This is a genomic window from Paenibacillus sp. NPDC057886, from assembly GCF_042796655.1.
Classification (GTDB): domain Bacteria; phylum Bacillota; class Bacilli; order Paenibacillales; family Paenibacillaceae; genus Paenibacillus.
The window spans coordinates 11,385-32,372 of the sequence record NZ_JBHVMZ010000011.1; the positions used below are offsets into that span (position 1 = coordinate 11,385).

General features: G+C 48.2%; 24 protein-coding genes. 7 read left to right on the forward strand and 17 right to left on the reverse strand.

Annotated features, from left to right (window positions below):
• Window positions 1-8: 8 nt before the first annotated feature.
• The 9 genes from ACFVQB_RS29145 to uptA all read right to left on the reverse strand — a co-directional run bounded on the left by ACFVQB_RS29145 (window position 9) and on the right by uptA (window position 8,448).
• Window positions 9-4,142: an S-layer homology domain-containing protein gene (locus ACFVQB_RS29145; RefSeq protein WP_379447695.1), complete on the reverse strand. Its 4,134-nt coding sequence runs from the start codon at window positions 4,140-4,142 to the stop codon at window positions 9-11.
• A gap of 173 nt (window positions 4,143-4,315) precedes the next feature.
• Window positions 4,316-4,699, reverse strand: coding sequence for a hypothetical protein (locus tag ACFVQB_RS29150; RefSeq protein WP_024631336.1), 384 nt, complete (start codon window positions 4,697-4,699; stop codon window positions 4,316-4,318).
• A 129-nt stretch (window positions 4,700-4,828) separates the two neighbouring features.
• Window positions 4,829-5,062, reverse strand: a complete 234-nt coding sequence (locus ACFVQB_RS29155; protein ID WP_379447697.1) for a sigmaY antisigma factor component — start codon at window positions 5,060-5,062, stop codon at window positions 4,829-4,831.
• Window positions 5,055-5,390: a YxlC family protein gene (locus ACFVQB_RS29160; protein ID WP_379447701.1), complete on the reverse strand. Its 336-nt coding sequence runs from the start codon at window positions 5,388-5,390 to the stop codon at window positions 5,055-5,057. Before ACFVQB_RS29160 ends, ACFVQB_RS29155 begins: the two co-directional genes overlap by 8 nt.
• Window positions 5,391-5,392: 2 nt before the next feature.
• Complete coding sequence (sigY, locus tag ACFVQB_RS29165) at window positions 5,393-5,920, reverse strand: RNA polymerase sigma factor SigY (protein ID WP_379448134.1); 528 nt, start codon at window positions 5,918-5,920, stop codon at window positions 5,393-5,395.
• Between the two features lie 106 nt (window positions 5,921-6,026).
• Window positions 6,027-6,278: a hypothetical protein gene (locus ACFVQB_RS29170; RefSeq protein ID WP_379447703.1), complete on the reverse strand. Its 252-nt coding sequence runs from the start codon at window positions 6,276-6,278 to the stop codon at window positions 6,027-6,029.
• Window positions 6,279-6,622: 344 nt separating this feature from the next.
• Window positions 6,623-7,255 carry an MBL fold metallo-hydrolase gene (locus ACFVQB_RS29175; protein WP_090904734.1) on the reverse strand — a complete coding sequence of 211 codons (633 nt, stop codon included), beginning with the start codon at window positions 7,253-7,255 and terminating at the stop codon, window positions 6,623-6,625.
• A gap of 6 nt (window positions 7,256-7,261) precedes the next feature.
• Window positions 7,262-7,831, reverse strand: a complete 570-nt coding sequence (locus ACFVQB_RS29180; RefSeq protein ID WP_379447705.1) for a thioredoxin family protein — start codon at window positions 7,829-7,831, stop codon at window positions 7,262-7,264.
• A 2-nt stretch (window positions 7,832-7,833) separates the two neighbouring features.
• Window positions 7,834-8,448, reverse strand: a complete 615-nt coding sequence (gene uptA, locus ACFVQB_RS29185) for an undecaprenyl phosphate transporter UptA (RefSeq protein WP_379447709.1) — start codon at window positions 8,446-8,448, stop codon at window positions 7,834-7,836.
• Between the two features lie 160 nt (window positions 8,449-8,608).
• On the opposite strand from uptA, the gene ACFVQB_RS29190 reads away from it, so the two are divergent.
• Window positions 8,609-8,956, forward strand: coding sequence for a dehydrogenase (locus tag ACFVQB_RS29190; protein WP_379447711.1), 348 nt, complete (start codon window positions 8,609-8,611; stop codon window positions 8,954-8,956).
• A gap of 44 nt (window positions 8,957-9,000) precedes the next feature.
• Here the strand turns inward: ACFVQB_RS29190 and ACFVQB_RS29195 are convergent, their stop codons facing one another.
• Window positions 9,001-10,533, reverse strand: a complete 1,533-nt coding sequence (locus tag ACFVQB_RS29195; protein WP_379448137.1) for an O-antigen ligase family protein — start codon at window positions 10,531-10,533, stop codon at window positions 9,001-9,003.
• Between ACFVQB_RS29195 and ACFVQB_RS29200 the strand changes: the two genes are divergently transcribed.
• On the forward strand, window positions 10,463-10,888 hold the full coding sequence (locus ACFVQB_RS29200; RefSeq protein WP_379448167.1) for a hypothetical protein: 426 nt from the start codon (window positions 10,463-10,465) through the stop codon (window positions 10,886-10,888). The two genes, ACFVQB_RS29195 and ACFVQB_RS29200, sit on opposite strands and share 71 nt — an antisense overlap.
• A gap of 630 nt (window positions 10,889-11,518) precedes the next feature.
• Here the strand turns inward: ACFVQB_RS29200 and ACFVQB_RS29205 are convergent.
• The 4 genes from ACFVQB_RS29205 to yyaC all read right to left on the reverse strand — a co-directional run bounded on the left by ACFVQB_RS29205 (window position 11,519) and on the right by yyaC (window position 15,229).
• Window positions 11,519-12,796, reverse strand: a complete 1,278-nt coding sequence (locus ACFVQB_RS29205; RefSeq protein WP_379447713.1) for a class I SAM-dependent methyltransferase — start codon at window positions 12,794-12,796, stop codon at window positions 11,519-11,521.
• A gap of 90 nt (window positions 12,797-12,886) precedes the next feature.
• Window positions 12,887-13,576, reverse strand: coding sequence for a DUF6483 family protein (locus ACFVQB_RS29210; protein WP_379447715.1), 690 nt, complete (start codon window positions 13,574-13,576; stop codon window positions 12,887-12,889).
• 242 nt (window positions 13,577-13,818) lie between these two features.
• Window positions 13,819-14,610 (reverse strand): alpha/beta fold hydrolase, encoded by a 792-nt coding sequence (locus ACFVQB_RS29215; protein ID WP_379447717.1) that lies wholly within the window; start codon window positions 14,608-14,610, stop codon window positions 13,819-13,821.
• Between the two features lie 76 nt (window positions 14,611-14,686).
• Window positions 14,687-15,229 (reverse strand): spore protease YyaC, encoded by a 543-nt coding sequence (gene yyaC, locus ACFVQB_RS29220; protein WP_379447719.1) that lies wholly within the window; start codon window positions 15,227-15,229, stop codon window positions 14,687-14,689.
• 160 nt (window positions 15,230-15,389) lie between these two features.
• Here yyaC and ACFVQB_RS29225 point away from each other — a divergent pair, with 160 nt between their 5' ends.
• Window positions 15,390-15,614 (forward strand): DUF1128 domain-containing protein, encoded by a 225-nt coding sequence (locus tag ACFVQB_RS29225; RefSeq protein WP_379447721.1) that lies wholly within the window; start codon window positions 15,390-15,392, stop codon window positions 15,612-15,614.
• 123 nt (window positions 15,615-15,737) lie between these two features.
• On the opposite strand, the gene ACFVQB_RS29230 is transcribed toward ACFVQB_RS29225, so the two are convergent.
• Window positions 15,738-16,463, reverse strand: coding sequence for a pirin family protein (locus tag ACFVQB_RS29230; RefSeq protein ID WP_379447724.1), 726 nt, complete (start codon window positions 16,461-16,463; stop codon window positions 15,738-15,740).
• Window positions 16,464-16,605: 142 nt separating this feature from the next.
• On the reverse strand, window positions 16,606-17,625 hold the full coding sequence (locus tag ACFVQB_RS29235) for an asparaginase (RefSeq protein ID WP_379447726.1): 1,020 nt from the start codon (window positions 17,623-17,625) through the stop codon (window positions 16,606-16,608).
• Window positions 17,626-17,804: 179 nt separating this feature from the next.
• Here ACFVQB_RS29235 and ACFVQB_RS29240 point away from each other — a divergent pair, with 179 nt between their 5' ends.
• The 4 genes from ACFVQB_RS29240 to ACFVQB_RS29255 all read left to right on the forward strand — a co-directional run bounded on the left by ACFVQB_RS29240 (window position 17,805) and on the right by ACFVQB_RS29255 (window position 19,807).
• The gene (locus tag ACFVQB_RS29240; RefSeq protein ID WP_379447728.1) at window positions 17,805-18,500 is read left to right on the forward strand and encodes a phosphatase PAP2 family protein; all 696 of its coding nucleotides are present in this window, start codon (window positions 17,805-17,807) and stop codon (window positions 18,498-18,500) included.
• A gap of 134 nt (window positions 18,501-18,634) precedes the next feature.
• On the forward strand, window positions 18,635-18,892 hold the full coding sequence (locus ACFVQB_RS29245; RefSeq protein ID WP_379447730.1) for a GlsB/YeaQ/YmgE family stress response membrane protein: 258 nt from the start codon (window positions 18,635-18,637) through the stop codon (window positions 18,890-18,892).
• Window positions 18,893-18,956: 64 nt separating this feature from the next.
• A complete protein-coding gene (locus tag ACFVQB_RS29250; protein ID WP_099858577.1) occupies window positions 18,957-19,364 on the forward strand; it encodes a YtxH domain-containing protein in 408 nt (135 codons plus the stop codon).
• Between the two features lie 77 nt (window positions 19,365-19,441).
• Window positions 19,442-19,807: a DUF5665 domain-containing protein gene (locus ACFVQB_RS29255; protein ID WP_379447735.1), complete on the forward strand. Its 366-nt coding sequence runs from the start codon at window positions 19,442-19,444 to the stop codon at window positions 19,805-19,807.
• 26 nt (window positions 19,808-19,833) lie between these two features.
• On the opposite strand, the gene ACFVQB_RS29260 is transcribed toward ACFVQB_RS29255, so the two are convergent.
• The gene (locus ACFVQB_RS29260) at window positions 19,834-20,862 is read right to left on the reverse strand and encodes a magnesium transporter CorA family protein (protein ID WP_379447737.1); all 1,029 of its coding nucleotides are present in this window, start codon (window positions 20,860-20,862) and stop codon (window positions 19,834-19,836) included.
• Window positions 20,863-20,988 lie beyond the last annotated feature (126 nt).

The following is a 20,988-nucleotide window of genomic DNA, read 5'->3' on the forward strand; positions in this document are numbered from 1 at the left end:
ATTATTCTTTAGATCAAACCCGAATGCTGTAACAAACGATGAATAAGCACCGCCGTCTCTGCCCGAGTGATCATGGATTTCGGAGCAAGGGTTGCGTTACTCCGACCAGATACAAGCCCAGATTCAAGACTGAAGTCGACAGCTTCTTTCGCCCAATACGATACCTGCTCCATATCTAAATAACGGGAGTGATCTTGGTCCGTGTCGATATGCAGCTTACGATCCAAGCTGGTAAGTTTCATCGTCCGATTAATGATCATCATCGCTTCCTCACGGGTAATCTTCTGTGTTGGCCGGAATGTGCCGTCTGCATAACCGTCGATCAGACCCAGGTTGGAAGCAGCACTTACTACGTCTGCATACCAGTCACTCGGGTTTACATCGCTGAATCGGTCATTTTCTTCACCTAGTTGAAGCCCCAGTGCCCGCACAATCACGGCCGCAAATTCAGAGCGGGTTATGCTCGCATCCGGATTATAGATCGTATCCGATATTCCACGGACAACCATTCTTGAGCCCATATCGTTTACTTCCGTTTCTGCCCAATGTCCAACAACGTCTACGAATGTCTGGGGATTCCAGACGAGACCATACGCACTATTCGTCAAACTGTTGATTTGTGCATGATACACTCCATTGACTTGTGTAATTTTGGTCGGAACGTGGCGCACGCCGCCGTCCTTCTCAACAACAACCCCGGTCGTCACCTGGGTAGGATCAACCTCATTGGACAACGTAATTGCTCGTTCGACGTATTCGTTAAATCGGTCCACACTTACAGTTTTGTCACCATACGTAGCCGTTATGTTGAAATCAAACAGAGGACCAATCAAGGCATAGCCGTTTTGACGGGCAACCGTTTCCGCCGCGGATATCGTTTCAGCAGAAGCAGGAGCGATTTCCAAATGAAAGAGCACATCCCCAAAATGATCTTCAGCGCCAAGTTGTTGTGCCAGAGTATTGATTTCCACCAGTCGGGAAGGCACGGAATAGGAAACTGCGTCCGTCTGAAGTACGAGCATAGCTTCCTTGTCTGCCATGAACTTCACCAATTGTCCGGTAAGTTCACCGATAACCCGATCTTTTTCTCCACTGTTTACAGGCAGGGTAACTACGGCGTTCTTGCCTTCCGCATCCAACTTTTGCATGACAGCCTGTTCGTCAACTATCAGAGTCAACACATTCTGTCCGTTCAATTTAGACGTTTTCAAGGTTCCTGCCGTTTCTGGCTTCCCGTTCACCAGAATCGAAACGCCCACATTGGCCTGTCCTCCTCCAGAGGGCGCTGTACCTGCCGTTCCGCTTGCAGACCCTCCAGAAGTACTGCCACTACCCGGATTTGAACCGTTACCGCCATTTCCACCACTGGAGTTGTCAGAACCATCTGGAGGGTTTGTTCCCCCGTTATTCGACACAAGCCACTTCGCGAACAATGTCACATTAGAGGTGCCTATAAGGAACGTATCGCCCACACTATAGTTTTCTCCGCTGCCGTCCGCTGCCGTGTTCCAGCCTGCAAAAGTATAACCCGTCTTCACCAGGTTACCTGTGTTACCCAAAATTGTAGCCAACGTTTGTTGCTTATATGTCCGGTTGTCTAAGGGCACGTTTCCTGCTGAGGCTCCATTACTATTGTAGGTGATCTGATATCTCTTCGGTTGTGCATAGGACATAACTGTAGCTTTGTTTCCGTTGCTTCCGTCTTTGAAAGAAATGTACAGGTTTCCTGCTGCATCAATCTCCAACGCGGTGTTCTGTGCAATTCCCTCTGAGAAACCAGCCCCCCCTATCGCATTCCAGCCATCCGCCTCGGTATATTTCATAACGGATGCTTTGTTCATATTTGCTGAATCCATATATGCCACATACGGGCTTCCATCTTGATCAAGCACCATGGAAAGAAAATTTGCTGCACCTTCAGAGAATCTGGCACTCCCAACCTCTGTCCACGTTCCGGAGCCAGTGTACTTCATGACCGTCGGCTTTTGTCCGTCATATCCACCGGTATATACAACATACACCGTTTCGTTCTGATCCACTGCCAACGCAATTTCGGCTACGCTCTCTTGTGAAAAAGCACGATTACCAACAAAGGACCAAGAATCATCCGCTTCGTTATATCTGATGACCGACAATCTGAATCCTCCACTATTATCGCTGAATGCAACGTAAGGGACACCGTCTGACCCTAAAGCCAATATACTTCCTCCAACGCCTCCCAGAGTATTTCCGGGATTGCCGATTGACATCCACTCACCGGACTCGTTATTATATTTCATCACGGTGAGCTGATATCCACTATTAACGGCAACATATGGCACACCATTTGTATCCAGTTTCATATCAAGACTCGATAAGTTCCCTGAAGTAAAACCCGGAAAACCTACAAATTTCCAGCCATCCTGCTCCGTATACTTCATGACTGTCGCTTTGCCACCATAATTTATATCACTAAAGGCAACATATACCGTTCCGCTCTGGTCTATTGCCAATTTGTTCTTTGTAACAAAACTCTCTGTAAATCCCGGTTGTCCTACTGCGGTCCAGCCATTTGCTCCGCTGAACTTCATAACCGTGGCTTTATACCCCTTGGATGCATCCTGATATACGACATATGGTGTGCCATTTGCATCCACAGCAAGATCTTGATCAAAAGCCATTCCCTCTGAGAAACCTGCATTGCCAATAACTTTCCACTTGTTTATATCCTCATCCGGGTTATCCGTATCATCAGGTAAAACTGGAATCCAAACCGCATATAACGTCAGATTGGAAGACCCCATAACGAGCGTCTCACCTGCGTTATAGCTTGTTCCACTTCCATTCGCTTGCGTATTCCAGCCAGCGAATGTATAACCTGTTTTTTCTAAAATGCCCGTGTTGTCAAAAACGGTTACCCCTGCTTGTTCACTGTACTGCTGGTAATCTACGGGTGGATTGCCTGCTTGTGCTCCGTTTCCATCGTATGTGACCGTGTACGAAACTTTCGCTCCAAACGTCATTACCGTAGCTTTGGAAACACTTGATGCATCCTGATAAGCAACACAAGGCTTGCCTGCTTGATCCAATGCGAGTGAAGGTGTAGACACCACCCCAGCAGAGAAACCGGCTTGACCGACAAACTCCCAGCCATATTGCTCGCTGTATTTCATTAGAGTGGCTTTATTTCCGTTTGCACCATCCTTGAATACCACAAAAGGTGTACCTGCCTGGTCTACTGCCAGTGATGGCGAAGAAGCGGTGCCTGGTGAAAACCCGGATTGACCCACTTCTTCCCAGGCCGCTTTCACATCCTGGTATGTCATGACCGTCACTTTAGATGCATTATTCACAAACGCAACATATGGATTGCCTGATGGGCTCAGTGCCAATGAGGGCGAAGTTGCATATCCTGACGAAATTCCTTCTTGACCTACCAGTTCCCACGAATTTGCGCGAAATCTCATTACTGTCGTATTGTATGAAGCGTCCTGAAAAGCCAAATAAGGCATATCGGCTCGATCAAGAACCAGTGATACAGCGCTGCCAACTTCCGGAGAAAAATCAGCTGTTCCCACCAGGGCCCAGCCCGTTGGTTCGCTATACATCATTACGCTTGCTTTCCCACTGGCTCCGTCCTTAAAAGCAATATAAGGATTACCCGCCTGATCCAGCGCGAGCGAAGGGTAGTTCGCCCTGTCTGGAGTAAAGCCTGCCTCTCCTACCAATTCCCAACCGTCTGATTCACTATATTTCATGACTGTCGCTTTACCGCCAGCACCGTTATCTTGATAACCTATATACGGAGTTCCTGCGTGATCCAGAACGAGTGTGATCCCGCTTGCTGAACCAAGAGATAGGCCTCTGTCACCTACCAATTGCCAACCGTTAGGCTCAGTGTACTTCATCACCGTTGCTTTGAAACCAGCGCCCAAATCCGTATAAGCAACATATGGCGTACCTGATTGATCCAGTGCCATCTTGGGAGCAGATGCTTCGCCAGCCGAGAAACCTGCTTCCCCCATTAACGTCCATTCTTCGCCAGTAGAGGCGTAAGCGCGGTTTATATCCCAAATCTGAAAGATTGGATTGCCCCCCATAATCACTAGACATGCCAATACCATCATCATGAACCTTCTACCGTTTCGAATGCTCCTTTTCATCCTAATATCTACCTTCCTTGTCTATGTATAATTTGAAGGGAACATTCCCCCTCTACATTGCAAGGTATTTTATCAATTGTCTCTGAACCGATTCTGAACAGAAACGGTTTGAGTTTTGGAAATAGGATGTCGAGAAATCAAAAAAGAGCCGGCATCAGCCGACTCTTAAAATTCTAAATCCATGCACGCAGGTTAACCTGCTTTATAAAATCCGCCTGTGACATAACATCGTTCGCGGTTTCCTCTTCCTCTTCCACAGCTTGAAAATCTCCGTTCATCAGATGATGAAACAGTTTCTCATTGTGTGTCGCAAGGGCGTAATCTATCAACGCTTCTCGCTCGACCCGCTCAGCTTCCTGCTTCAGCAGAACCTCTTCTAGATCGACGTCGCCGGATGGAACAAAAAAGTTCCGATTCACCTGCGGCACTCGAAGCACGTAATCGAACGCATTGTCCGGATTCCGGTCATAAGCGATGATGAAACCATATTCCCCCACAGGAAGATTCTGCTCAAACGCATCCGCGACGATGACAACCTTCTCTCCTAATCGCAGCATCGTCTAACCTCCTGGTAGTCTATCTTTTTATTATTTGTATAGTCTACTAGAAAAGAATAGCGATGTCTACGATTACTAGAATTAAACAAAACATTTGTGCAAAATCTTTTTTCCATGTCGTAAACTTTATCATTTGTCCGATGTTTGCTTAGGGGGCCTGCGGTCTGCTCGCACCACAATGAACCAATATATGATCAAAGGTGTTGGGAATCCGGTGATGCCCCACAACCCCCATAACCAGGGGAAACGGCCACGCCTGCGTGCATCCTGAAAGATCCATGTTCCCTGTATCAGCAAAAGAATGGCAATCAGAATAAGCCATACGAGAGGAATTTCATTTAAAGGATAATGCATATCATTCATGACGCGTCTCCTTCCGGCGTCGACCTGACCAGATTGCTGCCACGGCAATCGCTGCGCACAAGCTAATAGCCTGAAGACCCAAATATAGAGCTGGAGCTGAATGGAACAATAAGGCACCAAAAGTGATAATGAACAATCCCACAATCCAGAACAAGATCATTTCGATCCGATTGGCTCGTCGTCTCATTTGTCGTCGTTCCTTGACTTGGGCTTCAATTGAGGCTACTGAAGGAATATTTACAGGCTCATAGGCATTATCAAGCACTTTCATCTGTTGTTGCATCCGTTTCAGAATTTCTGGTTCATCCTGTTCTTCAGATCTGCTCATGCTCATCCTAGCTCCTTTCTCAATTGACGAAGGCCATAGGCAGTACGAGACTTCGCCGTTCCGGATGGAATACCCAGCATTTCACCAATTTCATCATATCCATAGCCATAATAATGCTTTAGCAGGACGGCAATACGATGTTCAGGTGTTAACCTTGTCATGGCATCCATCACATCTGTCCATTCTTCATTCCGACTCTCAAATTGCCATCGCAATTTTCGTACAGCCTGATTACGAATTGCTTCCAACCAGATCTGTTCTCTTCGCCTGCGCCTCGTCTTGTCGATATATATACGGGTGGCAATCGTAATCATCCATGACGAAAAGGCAGACGAGCCATCGTATCTATTAATATTTTCCATACATCGAATCATTGTATCCTGCACTGTCTCCTCGGCAACGTTGGGGTCCATCGTTACTTTGACAAGATACTTATACACAAAAGCGTAGTGACGCTGCAGCAGTTCTGCCAGTGCACTGTCATCTCCCTGTATCGCTCTCTGTACCTCTTCCAGTTCGGCTGCCTCCATCTGAATCATCACCTGCTCTCCGCTCAGTCTTATGTTATTACGACAGGCTCTGCAGAAACGTTCAATTCAATCCAAAAAAATCTGAAGCCGACAATTTCCCGGGCAATCAGACTTCATCTCGGTAATCTTGCAGTTTGTCGAACCACGGTTGGTTGCGGGCTCCGCTGCTTAATAAACGACTTCTCCATATATTTTGCTGTTGATCCTTGATTGGATTCATCTCATTATTCATGTTGTTATGTAGTTGAGGACGCTGGGTAACTGCTTCTATTCTGCCACTTTCCATTGCTCGACGGTTTTCTTCGATGATCAGATGCTCGGCACGTTGTCCCAACTGGATCACTCGCTTTTTCTCCACTTCTAATTCCTCGCTCTCATTAGCTATTGTTCCAAGATTCTTCTTACTATTACCAGCTCAAGCTTATTATAATTCGACTTGCTAAATGGAATAGAACGATTTTCTGTAGATACTTGTAAATAACTGTATGTAGGGCTATACGGGATGTATCTTTTGATAAAAAAGAGGCTGAAAACAAAAAAAGAACGCAAACCGGGTATATACCACAGTCTGCGTGCTTCGCAAGTTAGGGTGTTTCTTTTTATTGCTTCAGTTAGATGGTGCTTTAACGCTTGTAACAACTAATTGCTATTCTAATGAAAAAGTTGTCACTTGTCCAGACTTTCTTCACATAAATTGTCGGATCATCTTGCAGACACGTAAGGATTGTTCTTCTTCTCATAACCGATTGTCGTTTTGGGACCATGACCTGGGTACACTTTGACCTCATCCGAGAAGGTGTATAACTTGTTCTGGATTGAATCAATCAGATCCCGTTCACGGCCCCCGGTCAGATCCGTTCTGCCTACACCCATACGGAACAGAACATCCCCTGCAAACAGATCATCACCACATAGCAGACTTACACTGCCTGGTGAGTGTCCTGGTGTATGGTACACTTTGAACGTATGACCAATGAAGTTCAAAGTCTGCCCTTCGTCCATGGCATATTCAGCTGGATCTGTCGAAAGCGGTGGGGTAGCCTGCGGCCAGTTCAAAGAACCATTCAATTTCGGCGTCGTGAGCCAATCGCTCTCCAAGTCATGCAAATAAACGGGACAGCCTTTCAATTTGCGAATTTCATCCACTCCACCCATATGATCAAAATGCGCGTGAGTGAGCAGGATCGCTTCAATCTCCAGGTCCTGAATGGCCTTGAGTAATGGGCCCGGATTCATTCCCGGATCAATGATTACGGCTTTACCTGGATCATCACCCTGCAGCAGATACGCATTGGTTTGGAGCGGTCCCAATGAAAATGTACGAATGTTAAGCATATCGGCTCAGTAACCCGAAATCAGTTCACGCAACTCACGAATAATAGCTGCATTTGACTCCGTTCCTTCCCCATAACGTTTCCCAATCTCTTGGCGTGCAACGGCCAAATTATCCTGATAATCTGCCGCTTCACGGTCCGGGTTAAGACGTTTGAATTCAACCATAACTTCCTGCACATGTTGCGGACGAGGCCCCCATTGACCCAGCACATGTCCACCCGTATCTGCAAAAATAACGATAGGGACAGAGCGTCCGCCCATGGTAAGGAACTCATCCATCACTTCAGGGTGATTTTCCAAAATAAGGACTTCTGTCGGAATACCGGAGATTTCCAGAGCCTGGAACACGACCGGAACATTGCGTACCACATCGCCACACCAGTCAGCAGCCAAAATTAACACACGCAAATCATCGCGATGATTCAGGCTTTCAAAAAATTCACGATCATCCTCGCTCGGCCATGCAAAGCTGTCATAGTTTGTCTGAAACTCACTTTGGTTCTTCGTCATGCTCTCGATAAATTCTTTCGGTGGCAGACCTTTACCGAATTTGTGAGACAAGTTTGGTTTTCCCATAACTAGACACTTCCCTTCTTTTTACGAGCATTCATCCATTTAATAAGTACATAAACAATCATAAGTGCCAGAGCAATGAGCAGAATCGGCATAATATAAGGTGCCGCTTTCTCGTTGATATGTTGCCATTGATCTCCAAGTATCATCCCTAAATATATAAACAATGCAGACCAAGGTATAACAGCGAGGGTTGTCAACAAAATAAATCGACCCGTATGCATTTTGGATATACCGGCAGGAATCGATATGGCATGTCTTACGACCGGAACAAAACGCGCCGTGAAAATAACACCTGTCCCATACTTGCGGAACCACTCTTCGGAATGGTCGATGTGCTTTTTCTGGATCAATATGTATTTTCCGTAGCGCTCAAGTACAGGTCTTCCGCCATAACGGCCAATCCAGTAAATAAATAGCTGGGCTATGACACCGCCCACGGTACCAAAAATCATTGCACCGAAAAAATTAATATGGCCTTGTGAAACGAGAAAACCTCCATATGCCAGTACAATTTCACTCGGAATAACTTCGAGCATTAGTCCAAGCATAATTCCAAAGTATCCAAGACTCTGAATCCAATCGAATAATTGATTGACAATGTTATGAATAACGTCCATCTCGACCCTCTTTCTTCATCCTGATTGGCAGTGCCCTTCCGCACCATGGATGTTCGTCCTTATTTTATCACAGGCCTGTAGCTGTTGCTACTTCACCCGTTTGGGATAGTGTCCCGCAGGCAGCCGTTTGCATATGGTATCGGGAGAGGAGCGTGAGAAGATGTCATTCAAATCAGCACCCGGTACTCCCCTGGTAAAACATAACACCCCAGGCCAGAAACTGCCTTCTGCCCGCGGTATCCGAAGAGCATGCAGCAAAGAGCTGTATCGAACAGCCAAAAAGCTAAAGGTATATATCTCCCCCGAGCTGATGAAGCAGGCGGAAGAATTGTATTATGGGAAGGTCATCGCCAATCTTCTCTGGATCGGAGAAAATCGGGATAACCGCAAAAAATTATGCGAATGGTGGAACGCGGATGTCAGTGCGGAGATTGCGACTCTATGGGGTGTGGAGGTAGAACCGCTGCAAGGTGCCTTTAAGCAGGCGTTTGGCGGATATCGACTGTAGATTGGGAGCATGTTGAATCATTTGTTTTCATGGATCTTGTTCATTCAGGGACTCCTCCTGGTCACCTCTGAAGCAAGTGGACCAAAAGCTAGGAGGCGCAGATTATCCCCATAACGTAATGCTTCTTCTCCAAGCCCAAAACGCCGATCATTTCTCTCCGCCCCTGCTGCCACTTCTTCAGTCAGTTGTCTATATCGTTCGTATATCCTTACTCCAGCAGCAGCGGTCTGCCTTCCTCGTTCAGCATACCCTGCCGCCAGTTCCCTCCGTGATGCCTGTTCCATCCAATACAAGGTCTGAGACTGGCTGGACGCGTCAAAACGATTCAGGTCTAAGGCTTGTTCAAAATAGTTCCCAGCCAACTCTCCTCTACCCGATTGAGCGGCTAACCGCCCCAGCTCTCCGTAGAGTTGGGGGGAAACAGGGGAAAAGGACAAGCTCTGCACTAATATGGATTCAGCCTTTTCCGCTGGAAACGTACGGGACAGGGAGATGGCGATATCCGGCCTGTAGGGGTTGAACTTGTACGCCGCAGTAAGCAGCACCTTTTGTTCAGCACTTCCTGTATCTTTTGACATGGCTAGACGATATTGTTGTTCTGCCGCCACATGTTGTCCAGCAAGCCAGGCTGTGCCGCCAAGCCAAAACATGATGAACAGCCCAGTGAATATCCGTTGAGGCCACGGGTTTAACGGACGGTAAAAGCGGGGCCGCTTTTTGTCAGCCACGGATTCCTTTAGCGTTGGCGACGAGAAGGCCCAGCCCCCCAGCCAAATGAACATCATCCAGAGGAAGGTAAAGCTCCAGTCAAAGTCCATTGCGCCATGGAGGCCAAAAACAATAACCGAAGGCAGCAGCTGGGGTGCATGTTTCCACATCATTCGCAAGGTGAAAAGGAACCATCCGGCGATAAGCAGCAACCCGATCACGCCCGTATCAAGGGCCAGATCGAGGAAGCCGTTGTGGACCTCGCCTCCGACATAAGGCGAGGATTGGATGGCGCGAAACATGTTGCGCCATGTCTCTCCCCCGTGGCCCAGCCATGCGGCCTCGGTCCAAAGCTTCAGGGCGTCCCGCCACATCTGAAGGCGGGATAGCCCTGTGCCGACACCAGCCGCCATGCGGTCGGCGGTGGAGGCCACGGCCACAGTGGCGGCGGTGATTCCCGCCAGCACTGTGGCCGTAAGGGCAGCGGCGCGCGCACGAACGCCGCTGTGCCTCAAACGGCACAGCAGCAGCGTGCCGAGCAGCGCAGCTGCCCATGTCCCGGCCAGTGCCAACAGGCCGGGCACGGGTGCAGGCGCCAGCTGGGCAACAGCCAGCTGGCGGTAGAGCCAGGCCGCGCACGCCAGTGGCGCGGCCGTGGCCAGCAGCAGCGGCAGGCGGGCACCGCGCCGCTGCAAAGCGAAGGCGGCGACCGCGGCGCAGCCGGTCGCCAGCCAAGCGCCGCGCGACTCGCTCAGCAGGAGCGCGGCTTGCGCGGGCATGAGCGGCAGCGCTGCCGCGATGAGCCGCCCGGCCGACAGCGGCCGGGCCATGGCGCGTGCGGCGGCAGCCAGCCGCTCCAATGCGTACATGCCAACAACGGCACCGTACGCATTGGGGTACTGCAGCAATCCGCCGAGCCGGGCTCCGGCGGAGCTGATCTCGGGGTCAGCGGTTCGCATGACCCCATATGGCAGCGGCAGCACACCGCACGCGGCAAGCACTCCGCTTAGCACAAGCAGGCCGCCTGCCATTTGCCAGCCACAGGCAAACCATCGCTCTCCGTTCGCTCGTGAGGCCAACATGACGGTTAGCAACGCAAATATCGCCAGAAGGCTCCAGCGCAGCATCTCATCCAAGCTTCCCTGTACACTCACAGAGCCCATCCATACATGCAGGCCAAACCAGCCTGCCATAGCCAAGGGCCAGAGCATCCAGCGAAAATGAGCATGCTGCATAATGGCCACATATAGTCGTTTGAGGTAATCCAACCACTGAGCAATTCCTATCTGCCCTCTCGTCTTCGGTGTATTGAAGCACATAATGAACAAAACAAACCAAATAAGTACACTTCCTGATGCCATCAGTACCATGGGATATACGTCCGTAACATAAAACAATCCCCTGCATAGACATCCTGCCAACAGTAAAGCCACTGCAATTAAACCAAGAACTGCCGTTAATGCCGATTCTGATAATCCGGAAAACACGATTCCCTGATTTGCTTCGTCCACCTTGTCCAGCCTGTCTGTATCATCTACCTTACTCCGCTTAATCTTCTTATCTGATTTCGCCCCCTTCATGTGTCTCTCTCCTTTCTCCCGTCTCCGTATTCTTCTTAATCAATTTCAAATAAAAAAGACAGAAGCTCCCGTAAGGGTCTTCTGCCTGATTACAAACCTTTGGCACATTATGTTATTTTCACGGGACCCTCTTATCAGTATGTCCCGTCAAGAGCGATGGCAGACGATCTGCATCATCTCAGAGGATTAAGCAACGAAATCATGCATCCATCCTTTTTACCATCTGCCGTGAAACATTATGCATCACTCTTCATTACCCCGTAAGCATTCAAATTCAACAGTGATCACAGTGGCTGGCATCTTGGATGACATCTTTGATGGATTCCCCATTTGAATTCTCTTGGCTCGCATCTTCGCCAAGGTTCGGTGCAGCTTCTTTGAGCTTGCCGCCACCTGGAAGCAAGTCCGCACAAGCCCGCTCCAAATAAGGATCTGCGTGAATGAAATCACGGAATGCCGTATATTCGTTCCACATGTCAGCCGTCTGTCCAGCCTGGCCTCGTACTGCACGGATTAATATATTTTTCGGCGTATGCTCCATGTCGATAAATTCGAGCAATTGCGTTTTGTAACCCATCAGATCGAGCAGCTTCGCCCGAATGGCATCGGTTGCCAAGGCGGAGAAGCGTTCCTTCAGAATACCGTGTGACAACAACGGATTCATCACGTTGGATTCAATCTGATCAAACAGCTCGTGCTGACAGCACGGTACAGATAGAATGACAGAAGCGCCCCAACGAACGGCTTTCTCCAAAGCAGCATCGGTTGCTGTATCACAGGCATGCAGCGTTACGACCATATCCACTTCATTCAGCTCGTCGTAATCAGCGATGTCTCCAACGAGGAACTTCAGGTCACCGTAATGCAACTTGTTTGCCAGATCATTGCAGTGTTCAATTACATCGGCTTTTAAATCCAAACCAATAATCTTGAGCGATCTGCGCTGCTGCACGGACAAATAATGATATAAAGCAAAGGTGAGATAAGACTTCCCGCAACCAAAATCAACAATGGTAAGTGGACGGCCCTCCGGCAGATGCGGGATGACATCCTGTACCATTTCGAGGAAACGGTTGATCTGTCTAAACTTGTCATACTTGCGAGCCAAAACGCGGCCTTCCTCGCTCATAATCCCCAGCTCGACCAGGAACGAAACGGGAACTCCATCTTCCAGCACATATTGCTTTTTGCGATTATGCGAGAGGTCCACCGCAGTCTTGGAAGGGGACTTGGTCAAGATGGACACTTTATATTTTTTGCTGATCAAAATTTGATAGTCTGCGTCTGCAGTACAGAGCAGTCCTTGACGAAACGTCTCTTCGCATAGCAAAGTCATGCGTTCTGCCGCTTCAGCCGGAGTCAAATTCTCGTGCAGCACTTTATTGGAATAATGAAATGCAAATTGATAATGCAGCTGATTCTTGAGCGTTACCGGCTTGACTTGCACTTTGGTATACGAGACATTGTCCCGTCTGCGCAGCTGGCTCCAGGTCGCTGTAATCAGCGAATTCTGTTCAAAGATGTCTTGTATAAGCTTTCGCAATGAATCCACGGGGGTACATCTCACTTTCGGTTTGGTTTGGTCAACCGTTACCATACCACAATTCCGTTCCCTCTCCAAGTTAACGGCCTATTGATCGGTCTAACGATTCAGCTCGGCAAGCCCCTCTTCCACTTCCTCACGAGGCAAGCCACCTTGTTGCAATTGCTCATCTTCCAGTTGTATTAACCTTTCATAGAAAGCCTGTACCTCACTCCGATAATGAATGGGATGACTGTCGTCTACCTGCAACAATCTATACCAGCTATTCTCTGCCTGATCATAACGCCCCTGCTGTTCACGATATAGGGCAAGCTGCTTTTCCGTTCGTGCAGGAAGTTCGTATGGTTTCGTCTGCTCCAATATTCCCTCCACACGATCTGGTGCATCCAGCAGCTTCGGGTTAGCCCCATTATTCAGTGCGTACAGGTAAAAATGAAGTGATCTCATCAGACGAATTAGTGCTTCCTCCTCTGACTCCATTTTTTCCTGGTCATCTATGCCCTCCACTTTGGCCTTTTCATTATAAATGTACGCCTCTTCTTCGATCAGCCTGGCGGCTTGTTGCAGATTGTCCACTTCAATGATGCCGCGAAAACGGAACATTTCAATGACATCTTCGGCCGGCAGTGAGTTCAGCAGAGATAAATTCAGACCAAACTGCCTGCGCAGCAACTCGTCCAGCTCGGACAGAGCCTCCGTGTGTTTTCGCTGTTGTTTGAGTGTAAATACTTTGCCGATCGCTTCTGTCATTTCCTCCATCATGCGGAGCAGATAATCTTTCCTGAACATGCTATGTGCCCCCTCATCGTTCGATCTGTACATTTCAGTTTCACTTGCATGATCCATTCTCATTATTTTAATTCATGCCATGACAAAAAGCCAAAACAGTGTCTAAGACTCTCACCATCCTCTGACCCTAAACAAATAAAACCCCTGCCGTTCTTGAGCGAACGTTGCAGGGGTTTAGCAAGGTCCAGACAATCCGCCAAGGAGGCGAAATCATCTGATACTCTATTCCTGTTCCATTAAAATCACTTCGATAATCCCGTCAAAAATGGTTTAATGACCTGAATTAATTCTTCCGGAGCTTCGTACATGCTCATATGTCCTGCTCCAGGAATCACGGCCTGTGTAATATGTGGCTTGTCACTTGTAAATGTACGTTCCGGCGGAATGACGGCATCCTTCTCGCCAGCAACCAGCAGGACAGGAAGCGGTGTAGCGGACAATACATCACGGCGGTCCGGTCGTTCCCGCATAGCCAGTGCAGCTCCAGTTGCCCCTTGCGGCGCAGTCTGGTAACCAATTTCCTTCACACGAGTCACTTGCGTCGATAGCGATTCCACATGTTCTGGTGCAAACAAACCGGGAACCAGCCCATCTACAAAGTGAACAATGCCTTCCGTCTGAATGGTGGATACTGCACGAAGGCGCTTTTCCTTACCCTCTTCACTATCCGGATACGCTGTGGAATGAATCAAGCCAAAGGCATTCAATCGTTCCGGGTGGCGCTGTGCGATGGAAAGTGCAATATATCCACCCATGGAGTGACCAAGCAGGACGGCCTTGTCTACCTTTAGCTCGTCCATTAATTGCAATACGTCGTTGCCCATCTGATCAATGGTATAACTTCCTACAGGCGCGTCCGTTTTGCCATGTCCACGCAGATCGGGTACGATGCAACGATAACTGCGTGCAAGCTCAGGCACAACCTCATCCCAGTAGGATGAACTTCCGCAGTATCCGTGGAGCAAAATGAGTGCTTCTCCCTTACCCTGTTCGGCATAACATATCGTCGTTCCGTCACACATCACTTTTTCCATATAAATCCCTCTCTCTGCGCGAATTAAATTAATTCAAGTTGTATATTATTAAGCCCGCATATCATTAATGAAACGTTTATCTGATTTTCATTGCTTCGGCGACCGCCTCAGCAATCGTTCGGGACATGCCCATAACGAAATGAAGCGAGGTCATCTGCAGAATGGAATAAGGTCTCGGTCCATTGGCATTCACTACAGCAGCCACGCTGTAATGACCAACTGGCGGTAGCTTGCCACCAACCGATTTTGCCGGAATGAGTGGATGTTCTGCGAGATAGTATGTACCTGTTGCCTGTTTTGGACCCAGACAAGCATCTATGGCGATGATGGCGTGATGTGACGGGACAAGCGCCAGCCTCTTCTCCAGCGTATCTGCATCACAAGGAGAAGCCAGAGTCCCTACAACGTGATTCACTCCATACTCCTCCAGCAGACTGCCTGTCAATGGGCCCAGTGCATCTCCGGTGGAACGGTCCGTCCCGATACAGACAAAGGTGATTTCGTCCGGTGAATGAAGCTGATAGATGTGCTTGAAAAATAATAACAAGTCTTCTCCCTGCACATTTTGGCGGGCTTCTCTACTTTGAGGGCGAACCAATTCCCGCTTATATACTGCCAATCTCTTTACCTCCTTTACACATGTGTTCCCCACCTGAGGCTCTATTGTTATATTTCTCATTTTACCCGATGCTTGATTCCGTCGCAAAAGCATTGGCCTGAGCCTGTCCACTCATGATACAATGACAACAGTTTCCGATACGGAAGGGATGGACATAACGATGGATTTAACGCAAGCAAGCGCAGCCAACATGGAATATATGATTGAAGCAATCAAAACGAAGCTGCGGATGGCCAGTGGAGCTGCCATGCAGGCTTCGGCTTTCCCACTTGAGAAGTATGAAGATTTGTTTGACCTATATGAGATGGTTCTGGGCAAGGAACATCTGAGTATCTCTGAAGTGGAAGCTGTCGCTTCCGAACTGGGTAAACTTCGCAAATCCTAGGGCGACATCGCTCATGGAACTTTGAGCGGCTCTTTTATGAAAGTATCCAAAACAACCCGTACAAAAAGGACCTGTCCTCCACATCAGAGTGGAAACAGGTCCTCTTCCGGTTGCTTTTTTTCGTCAAGGCAAATCCACCAGTACAAATTCAGCAGTCTCGCTGCCTGTACCTGTAATTTGCAGATCACAGCTTTTGCGGATTCGTGCAGCGTCACCCGGGTTGAGATTGAAGTTGCCATCTGAACATACAATCTCAATATGACCACTAATCAGGAAGAGATGTGTACGCCTATCTTCATGTTGAGGGTACATTAATTTTTTACCGGATTCCAGATGGGATAGATAGCAAGTTACATCCTGTGAAATAGGCAATGCTCCCTCGGCTCCTTCTCCCCCTTGCCCCGATACAATCGGACAAAGACGGTTCAGATGCTCCTGAGCCTCTACACGACGATTATTATACGAGGGCTTCAACATGCGCTGGGATGGCAAGAACCACATCTGTAGGAAGCGTACCGGTTCATCCTCGGACGGGTTAGTCTCTGAATGCTCTACCCCGGCACCCGCACTCATGACCTGAACCGTTCCCGGTTCCAACAATTGCTCCGTTCCCATGCTGTCCGTATGTTTCAACGTACCTGATATGACATAACTAACAATCTCCAAGTCATGATGTGGATGTCGCTTAAAGCCTTCCTGCGGCATCAGTGTGTTGTCATTATGAGCCAGAAGACAACCAAAATGGGCATTGCTTGGATCATCATAGTCCGCAAAGGAAAAGCTGAATTCACTGTGTATCCAACCTCGATCCGACGTGTGCCTTTCTTCCGATGTCACTACTTTAATCATGTTCATCCACCTCCAAGGGTTTAGAGCTGCCACACTATCGCAACAGTTCTTGCGTGTATAATTAGAATTCTATAGATCAATACCAGTTGGTATGTCATCTTTACCCGTGGTCCGGGAATTCTAATCACGCCCTTGCTTATGGTTATACGCTTTCTTCAGGTGAGTGAAGCTTGAATTCGCTCTCTGCCCGTCCTACGACTTTACCGGCGTCGTTCCGAATGTCCGGTGGATATACTTCGGCCAGTCGTTCGATGGTTTTCCGATTGCTATACCCAATCTGCTCCAGAATGGATTGGGCAATAAAGGCCCATTCTTCTTCCGAACCGTCAAGCACTTTGAACGTAATTCCAAGGCGTTCCTTTTTCAGGGCAAAACCAAACACACCCTTAAAACCGCCCTTGGCTACAATGTTGCTGTCTTCAAGCAGCACAGAATCCACACGCTGCGTTCCTCCTACCATTAACGGATATTCGTTCATGGCTCCAGTAATGGTCTCTACCGCGGAGCGTGTAGATGGGTCCTCGATCAGATCCGGGCAAGCCAGCTTCAGATATGCGTTCGACAATGCCGATAACGGCAACGAAAATACCGGAAAGCCGCAGCCATCCGTCCCAAGTTTTATCTCTTTCTGTTCAATCCCTGCCATATAGGCCATGGTTTCCAGAATTTCACGCTGTACCGGATGTTCTGGCTCTGCATAACTTCCCAAATCAGCCTGCTTCATCTGAGTGTATGCGAGAATGCCCAGATGTTTACCGGAGCAATTGTGTAGGATACGACGCTTCTCTCCTTGAGCACGCAGCCATTGATTCCTGCTTTCTTCATTTAGGGGATAACTCGGTGCACAAATCAAGCACTCTTCGCCCAATCCTATTTTGCTCTCCAACTGCTCCAGCACCTGAATATGCATCGGTTCCGATCGGTGCGAGGAAGACATGATAGCAATCTCCTGAGCTGTTAGGCCATAATGTCCAGCAATACCGGCCCGAATCCCCGGAATGGCCTGAAACGGTTTGGCGGATGAACGGGTAAACGCTCTAAAATGAGGATCTCCGGCTGAATATACAACATTGCCTTTCTCATCCGTAATGCTTATGTGTCCGTAATGGGCGCATTCCATAACACCCGCACGGTATTCTTTAATTAACAGGGCACTCTCCATGCGAGTTCTCTCCTTTATACTCCCGAATTCATCTCTGCTTTGCGTCATGACGCCGCATGGGATATCTTAAATAGTATAGTACAAAAGCGACGTTTTTACAGTTTTTTCGACAGACATTTCGGGTAATCCATTATCAATCTTTATCTACCTACTACCATCACTGAAGGAGATCATCATTTATGCTGCGCAAAACGCATTTACCCACTTCCGGGTTAGCTCGCAAAACGTCGATACGTCCACTGCTCAACTGGGCTGGTGTTGGAATTATAGCCAGCGTTTCGGTCGTCTTCTTGCTGGCGGCTCTGGGAGCGTTGCTGGGTAACGATGCTATCCTTTCATTGGATGATCGTATCCAGCAGTTGTTTTATCTGAACTCGGATTCACGTCTTCATCTGTTACCTTTCATTTCATTCATTACTGCGCTCGGTTCTTTCAAACTTTCTGCGTTAGCAGCTATCGGTTTTTCAATTCTATTCTTGTGGCAGCGCCGTCCCCGTTTCCTCATATATGGATATGCGTTACTCAGCAGTTTTGCCATGATGTGGATTCTCAACACCTTATTGAAGGAAATATTCAGGCGCAGTAGACCTGAGCTGGAGCATCTGCTGGTTGTTCATGGATATAGCTTTCCAAGTGGTCATGCGATGATCTCGATGGGATTTTATGGCATGCTCTTTGTTATCTGGGCAATTGAACGACATCAACGTGAGTCTGGCATCGCTCTGCCTGTCCTTTGCGGAATCACTTTTATATTCTTGGTCGGTCTTAGCCGTATCATGCTGGGTGTCCATTTTCCAACCGATGTTTTCACCGGATTTGCTGCTGGACTGGTTTGGATCTTCTGCATGAATAAAGGGATTCAACGTGCCGTCTGAGTTGTACTATCCTATAATTTCCAGTACATTTCTCCCTGCATTGATTGTTTCACCTTGAAGCACGGCGTTTATATACGAAGTAAGCAAACGCGAACAGACACCATCCTACATTAAGCATAAAGGAGGCGGTTGTTATGTGGGGTATCATTATCAGCATTGTTATGGCAGCCATTATCGGTGTAATCGGTGATGCACTTGCTGGTCATAACATGCCTGGAGGAATCATCGGTGCAATGGTTGCCGGATTTGCCGGAGCCTGGCTGGGAGCACTCTTGCTTGGTAACTGGGGACCGGTCATCGGTAACTTTGCCGTAATTCCTGCCATCATTGGAACAGCAGTCTTTGTCTTTTTGCTGGGGCTTGTGTCCAGACTGTTCAGACAGGCTGCCTGATCGGTCAACAAGGTGTTCGTTGTTTCGTATCCGTTTCTTAAATTTGAAGAAGGAGTGATTTGACATGAATAAAGCAGAAGAACAATATCCTGTACAAAGCGGTTCCACTTTCGCCAAAGGAATTTTCATCGGAGGTTTGCTGGGAGCAGCTGCAGCACTACTCTTTGCCCCTAAACCAGGACGCGAATTGCGTGGTGACCTTTCCGAGAAAGTGGGGATTGTTACAGATCGCACGAAAGAAGTTGCAGCGGTTGTCGGCGACAAAGCTTCCGAACTGGCTAAAACGGTCTCTTCCAAAACTTCTGATATTGCAAAAACGGTAAACCAAGGCCGGAATGACGTTATGGACTCCGTAAGAAAAGCTTCCGCTGATGTGGCGAATGAAGCATCCAAAGCGTCGGACGAAGTGGCTGCCGCTTCTGTAGAAGCTAAGGAAGATGCACGTAAAGAATTGAACTCGACCAGCCTGTAAGGCTTATGGATCGCGTGACCAATAGCCAGCTGTATTCCAGCTGGCTATTGGTCACGCGAGATTAAAGGAGGAAGAACATGAGTAAAGTCACAATGAACGGCAATACGCCCATTACCGGAGCAAAACCCGCGCAACAGTATGATACCAGCGAACACCCTTTTGAATTGCGTCATGAGGTCAAACGTCTGAATACACGGCTGGATCAGATTGCAGACAGTCTGGAAAAAGCTCAAATCAAGGATATTATCGAAAACTACAGCAGTCCCAAAAAACGCATCATTACCAACTTTACCGCTGGTATGGCACGTGGTTTAGGTTTGACGGTAGGGACATTCGTCGTTCTTGGTCTGCTCGCTTTTATTCTCAGTCAATTCGTGAACATGCCGATTGTGGGACAATATATTGCTGACTTGCTGGGATACATTGAAGATTATAAAAAATAAAAGGCACAGGGTGAGGCTTGCAATAGTCAGCGCCTTCGTTTGCCATGGGCACGCTTCTCTGTTTCTTTGGCCGACGGCTGAGAGGACTTCACTTTGAGCAGATCCCCTGTCCAGCCTTTCATCATCATCCATACATACATGCCGATCATGCTAATGATTATGAGTGCAAGGACGAGTACAACACCCCATGTTTTGTCGATCCAAGGTAAGTTCTCGAAGTTCATTCCCCATATGGCTCCTGCAGCCGTTGCAGGCGTGAATACCGAGGTTACAAGGGTCAGCGTCTTCATAATCTCATTGCCCCGCACTCCTGAAATGGCATTATCAATGGAGATCAGTGTATCAATCTCTGTCTCATAATGTTTGAACAAACGCTCCATCCGTTCGATCCGGTGCTGAAGCTGCTGGAAAAAGCGATTCTCTTTCAATTCATCCAGGTAGGCTTCCCTCGCGGCGGCCATCAACTCGGAATACGGAATGAACAGGTTACTCCAATACAGCAGCTCAAATCTGGCCGCAAGGATCTGATCCATCAGCGTGCGTGCATTGCGGGATTCCATCGTCCGTTCCAAGTCCCTCAAATTCATCTCAAAATGATCCATACCCACATGGTAATAATGCAATATGGCCCGAAAGAGCACAAACATGCCGTCCCGGGCTTCACTGCACTGCTGTAACATGGCTGCACGTTCACCTGTATTCATAATCCCTCTGGTATTGTCATCTACGTTCAAGGTAACCAGTCTCTCTTGATCCACATAGAAAAACATCTGATTATCTTTACGTTGATCGTTTCTTTCATTCTTAACTGCATATAATAATGACCCGAATATCACGGGCTCCGTGCCGTTCATGAAGCGGACGGAGAGATAGTTGGACTCTACCTCCGGTATTTTGCGAAGCCAGTACTGCATTTCTGGAAATGTGCCCGTTAGTTCCTCCAAGGCATCAGCCATACTCTCCTGATCAGGTGCCACCCAATCCCACCATTCCCAATGGTCTGAGTAAGTGACCTTGTCCCGACGTGCTTCCAGCTTGACTTTATCCACAATCACAAACATCCACTCCTGCATTCATACTGTTCATTAGGAAATCATTGATCCCAAAAAAAGGACACGTATGCATTCCATTGGAATCACGTGTCCTTCTCTATGCCGTGCTCAATATCATCACCGATCTGC